This is a genomic window from Arthrobacter sp. 05N33_2 (genome assembly GCF_056397425.1).
In genome coordinates, this window is record NZ_JBFTNJ010000114.1 from 1 (window position 1) to 5,132 (window position 5,132).

The following is a 5,132-nucleotide window of genomic DNA, read 5'->3' on the forward strand; positions in this document are numbered from 1 at the left end:
CCCGCACACCGAGACGGACGACAGCCGGTCGACGACGGACATTTCAGGAGATGGCCGCTCCAGCTCCTTCTCGACAGGACTCTTCCTGCTGGCCCAGGCAGAGTTCCGGCTGCACCGCACCGGCGAACTTGGCACGGCGCTGCTCCAGGCAACGGCGGCCACAGGCAACCCTGAACAGCTGGAGGCCGTGGAAATCTGCGCCCAGGCCGAGCTCGCGTTGGCTCACGCTATCGCCGGTGACCTCGTGAGCGCCGACGAACTTGGCACGGCGGCGTTGGACCGGGGAGAGGCGCTGTGTTGGAATTCGCGGCAGCGGATGGCTCCGGCCTGGCTGGCCCGTGGCATCGCGTGCTACTGGAATGATGATCTGAAGGCTGCGCGGACCTGTCTTACCAAAGCGCAGCGATTGGGCAGCGAGCTGTTCCCGACCGGTCCGCTCAGCGCCATCTATCGGGTCCTGGTTGATTGCGCCGCCGGCGACCTGGTCCGCCTGGCCGACTCCGGTGCGGCGCTGGAGTCCTTTCACGGGCGGGGACGGTACGCCGTGTCATGGAATGCCCTGGAGACCATCGCGGTGGCGAAAATTGCCGAAGCCAGGGGCGACCGGGACGGAGCTTTGCGGACCGTCCAACCACTCGGGGCCGGGGGGCACGGCGCATTGGCGGATACGCTGCTGGCGGAGTTGCTGCGCCGCGAAGGTGACACCGCCGCTTCGCAACGCTGTGCCGAATCACTGGCCGAACGCCGCGGCAGCTCATATATCGACACCTGCCTGAGCCTGACCGAGGCGATCATGGCCCATGGAGCCGGAGATGCCGCGGCGGCACACGAGCGGATTGAACATGCTGTCCTTCGTGCCGAGCCTGAAACCGTCTTGCGTCCTTTCGCCGAACGGAGAGAGGAATTGGCGGATCTGCTCGTGGAGCACGCTGTGTGGGGCACCGCGCACGAGTCGTTCATCGCAGCGCTGATGGCACGCGAGGCACAGGGTGAGACCCGCCTTCGGGCACAGTCCTACTGGAACCTGACCGAGCGCGAACGCGAAGTCCTTTCCTACATGCGCTCGATCATGACCGCTGCTGAAATTGCCGAGGCGTTGTACATTTCCGTGAACACGGTCAAGACCCACGAACGGTCCATTTACCGCAAGCTCGGGGCGGTAAGCAGGCGCGACGCGCTCAAGACGGCCGCCAAGCGTGGCATCGTCTGAACCCCGCGGCGGCCTTGATGGGCTTCGCGGCGAGGCACCGGACCCGGATTGGGTCAGAGGCCCCTAGGCGCCGCAAACCGGCAGTGAAAGTCTGGAACCATGAAAAAAGTTGATCCCTTTGTGATCGTGATCGGATTTGACGGCTCGAAGCAATCCCACGAGGCCCTGGCGTGGGGTGTTGAAGAGGCCCGGTACCGCAGTGCGGAGCTCCGGGTCCTGACTGTCTGGAACAAGGCGCCAATGGCGTGGTATCCGGCGATGCTGGAAACCGCGGCAGGCGAAATCGTGGCGGAGGACTCCCCGGAGCAGCAGGCTGAAGCGCTGGGCGCCGAGGCGGCGAAATCCGCAGTGGGTGTCAATGTCGTGACCCGGTCCATCAAAAACGACTCAGCGGCGTCGGCAATACTTGAGGCCGCACGGGAAGCCGACCTGGTGATCGTCGGCTCCCGCGGCCACGGCGGTTTCGCCGGGCTGCACATCGGATCGGTCTCCGCCCAGGTGGCCAGCCACTCCCCGTGCCCTGTCCTGGTGATCCGGCCGAAGGCTTCCTGAGCGTCCGGCCCGCTGGCCACGGACGTCCGGGGCGATGCCGCGTGCCCACTCGACGGTGCGCACCCGATGCCAGCGAGCCGGGAGCGCTACCATCGGCGTATGACCGTCCTGGACTGGCTGATGGATTCAGATCCTTCCCTTCGATGGCAGGTGTTGCAGGATCTCAGCAACGCCGCGCCCGAGGTCGTTACCGCAGAGCGCGCGCGGGTAGCGACCGAAGGCTGGGGTGGCCGCCTGCTGGCATTGCGGGACGAGGACGGCCAATGGGCGCATGGCGCATATTTCCCCGCCCAGGGCGACCGCCCCGACGGAGGCCGCCCCGACGGCGGTCCCGAGGGCGGCGGTGCGGATGATGCCGGCGGTGACACAGGTTGGGACCGCGTCCCCCAGCCCTGGACCGCCACAACGTACAGCTTGCTCCTGCTGCGTGACTTCGGGATCGACCCGCGAAGTGAGCAGATGCGCCAGACCATAGCGCTGGTCAGGGACAACTGCCGCTGGGAGGAGGGCGGCCAGCCGTATTTCCAAGGCGAGGTGGAGCCGTGCATCAACGGAATGACAGTGGCGCTCGGCTCGTACTTCGATCAGGACGTCGACGGCGTCGTCTCCCGGCTTGTCAGCGGGCAACTGGACGACGGCGGGTGGAACTGTTGGGCGGAGTCCGGCGCCGTGGTGTCCTCGGCCGCCACGACGATCAACGTCCTCGAGGGCCTCCTGGCCCACGAACGGGTCACGGGCGGCTCGGCGCAGTCCGTGGACGCGCGGCGCCGGGGCGAGGAGTATCTGCTGGAGCGGGGCCTGTTCCGACGCAAGAGCACCGGCGCGGTCATAGACCCGGCTTGGCTGACGTTCTCCTTTCCGACCCGCTGGCACTACGACGTGCTCCGTGCCCTGGAGTACTTCCGTTCGACCGGAGAGCCCCCGGACCCGCGCCTGGCCGAAGCCGTGGAGGTGCTCCGGTCAAAGGAACAGCCGGACGGGACCTGGCTGCTCGAAAACACGCATCCCGGGATCGTCCATTTCCCGGTTGATGCCGGTGACGGCCGGTCCAGCCGGTGGAACACCCTTCGTGCGTTGCGCGTACTCGACTGGTACGGGCGCGATTGAAGTGGCTGTGTGGGTTACGTGCTGCTAGGGCAGAACCTTGTAGAGGTCGATCACCGTCTCGTCGGGCGGAGCGGCGAAGCCGCCCTCAATACCCGCCTGCATCCGGGGCAGGAGGATCGTGTCCCGGAATTTTTCCCAGCTTTCTTTCGATTCGTGGACTGCCAAGACCGTCCAGCCCCCCTCGGATGCCCCGCCGGCGTGGAAGATCTGCCCCTCGGGCAGGAGCCCCGCGCCTGGATGGACGGCTGCAAGCGACGCCTCGTATTGTTCCTTGGTGCCTCCCGGAAAGAAGTGCACGATTCCGTAGGGCGTGGTGGCCATAACAACTCCTAGGCTGGTGGATTGGACTGGACAAGGCCAGTCCTAGACGCCGCCACCGGGCGTGTCAAGGGCTCGCGGAAGCAGGCGGCGGTCCGGGGAGCCGGGCGCCCCGCAGGTTCAACATTATGACCCTTCATCCCGACGCCGCGCCGGCCTTTCCACTGGTTGGAAGGGCCGGCGGTGGGCAGCTCCGCGGTCAGCCGTCCGACAGGGTCCGGACGTCCTCGGCCAGGGCAGTCCGGTAGCCAAGGTTTCGTGAGACTGCCCTCGCGGTGGCCATCACCGCCGGAGCCAGGACATTGGGCGGGGTGGTCCCGTCCGGTACAACGATCGACAGTGCGGCCACCACTGTGCCCTGGGCATCAAAGACGGGCGCCGCCACGGAAACAGTCAGCGACGGCGCGGACCGGCGGATCATGGCTATCCCCGTCCGGTGGACGTCGGACAGGGTGCGCCGCAGCTGGCCTTCCGGCATGGGAGCCACGCCCGGTTCAGTTTCCGCGGGTTCCTTGAGTATCTTTTCCTGGAATGCCGCGTCCGCGCCGGCCATCAGGACCAGGCCGACGGCCGTGGAGCGCAGGGGGAGCCGGCCGCCCACCCGGTAGGCGACTTCCGTGGCCTGCTTGGAGGAAAGCCGTTCGATCAGGACGGCCTGGTCCTTATCCCGCACGGCCAGCAACACGTGATGGCGYGTCACCTCGAAGAGGTCCTCAAGGTAGGGCAACGCGATTTCGCGGATCCCGTGGCCCCTCGGGGAGAGGGACGCTATTTCCCACAGCCGGACGCCCACAACGTAGCGTCCGTCGTCGAGCCGTTCCAGAGCGCCCCAGGCGACCAGCCGGGCAATGAGGCGCAACGCCGTCGGGGCGGGCATCTGCGCATAACGGGCCATCTCTGACAGGGTCAGCGCCCGGCGGCGGTCCGTGAAGACAGCGAGGAGGCTCAGGGCCCGGTCGATCACCGGTTCGCCCTGCTTGGGCCGCTTGCCGCGCGCGGCGGGCGGGTTTTCAGCGGGGGAATGCGTATCCGCGGGTGCTGTCATTCGTCATCGTTCCTTCTTCGTCGCCAGTGACGTTCACCACAATAGTGTTCCAACCAATGAAATTCTCGTGTGACGTCATTGCGTCCGCCTACGACTCTTGATGGAGCCGGTCCACCCGACCGCATCTGGCGGAAGGGCCCGGAACGCACCGGTGCCGGACGGCCACCGTCCGGCCGGTCCGCTCCAGTCCCGACCACCACCAGATGCCGAAAACCCCCGTTGTTTTGGAACGAATGCGAAGGCGCACTACATGAAACTTCTGAACCCCACCGCCCGACGGAGCGCGGCCGTTCTGGCCGGCGTCCTGATGCTCAGCTCCGTGACCGCCTGCGGCGGCTCCGGCCAGGCGGCATCCACCGTGGATAAGACCACCCTGACAATCGGCGTCGAGAGTGACAGCGCGTCCTTCGGATTCGACCCGCTGCGGGTCTCYGACGCGCAGCGTCAGTTCTTCGAAGGCCTCTACGAGAACCTCATGACCCTGAAGGCGGACGGCTCCGTGGGGCCGGGGCTGGCCACCGGTTTCAGCTACAACGCCGATAACACGGTGCTGACCCTGACGCTCAAGCAGGGCGTGACGTTCACGGACGGGTCCACGCTGGACGCGGCACTGGTGAAGGCCAACTTTGACCGCCGCACGGATCCCGCCCTTTCGGCGTACTCAGCCATCGCCAAGGGCGGCGCCCAGGAACTGACATCCGTGGACGTCATCAGCCCCACCCAGGTGTCGCTGAAGTTCGCCAAGGCGCAGCCGGGCTTCGAGAAGAACCTGACCTCCACCCTCGGCATGATCGTTGGCAAGGCGGGGGCCGCGGACACGGCAAGCCTGGCCGCCAAGCCGGACGGCTCCGGTCCGTACACGCTGGACTCCGGAACCACGGTCAAGGGCAACAAGTACGT

The 5,132-nt window shown here is 66.7% G+C and carries 6 protein-coding genes; 4 read left to right on the plus strand and 2 right to left on the minus strand.

Going from position 1 to position 5,132, the window contains the following annotated elements; translation table 11 throughout:
- The 3 genes from AC1DHX_RS20165 to AC1DHX_RS20175 all read left to right on the plus strand — a co-directional run.
- Positions 1 to 1,210, plus strand: a 1,210-nt coding sequence (locus tag AC1DHX_RS20165; protein WP_476900418.1) for a helix-turn-helix transcriptional regulator, incomplete at its 5' end; no start/stop codon positions are given.
- A gap of 99 nt (positions 1,211 to 1,309) precedes the next feature.
- Complete coding sequence (locus tag AC1DHX_RS20170; protein WP_476849536.1) at positions 1,310 to 1,762, plus strand: universal stress protein; 453 nt, start codon at positions 1,310 to 1,312, stop codon at positions 1,760 to 1,762.
- Between the two features lie 99 nt (positions 1,763 to 1,861).
- Complete coding sequence (locus AC1DHX_RS20175; protein ID WP_476858663.1) at positions 1,862 to 2,869, plus strand: hypothetical protein; 1,008 nt, start codon at positions 1,862 to 1,864, stop codon at positions 2,867 to 2,869.
- A gap of 24 nt (positions 2,870 to 2,893) precedes the next feature.
- Here the strand turns inward: AC1DHX_RS20175 and AC1DHX_RS20180 are convergent, their stop codons facing one another.
- The gene (locus AC1DHX_RS20180) at positions 2,894 to 3,190 is read right to left on the minus strand and encodes a hypothetical protein (RefSeq protein ID WP_476849538.1); all 297 of its coding nucleotides are present in this window, start codon (positions 3,188 to 3,190) and stop codon (positions 2,894 to 2,896) included.
- Positions 3,191 to 3,386: 196 nt separating this feature from the next.
- Positions 3,387 to 4,232 (minus strand): IclR family transcriptional regulator, encoded by an 846-nt coding sequence (locus AC1DHX_RS20185; protein WP_476849539.1) that lies wholly within the window; start codon positions 4,230 to 4,232, stop codon positions 3,387 to 3,389.
- 250 nt (positions 4,233 to 4,482) lie between these two features.
- On the opposite strand from AC1DHX_RS20185, the gene AC1DHX_RS20190 reads away from it, so the two are divergent.
- On the plus strand, positions 4,483 to 5,132 hold a 650-nt coding region (locus AC1DHX_RS20190; protein WP_476900419.1), incomplete at its 3' end, for an ABC transporter substrate-binding protein.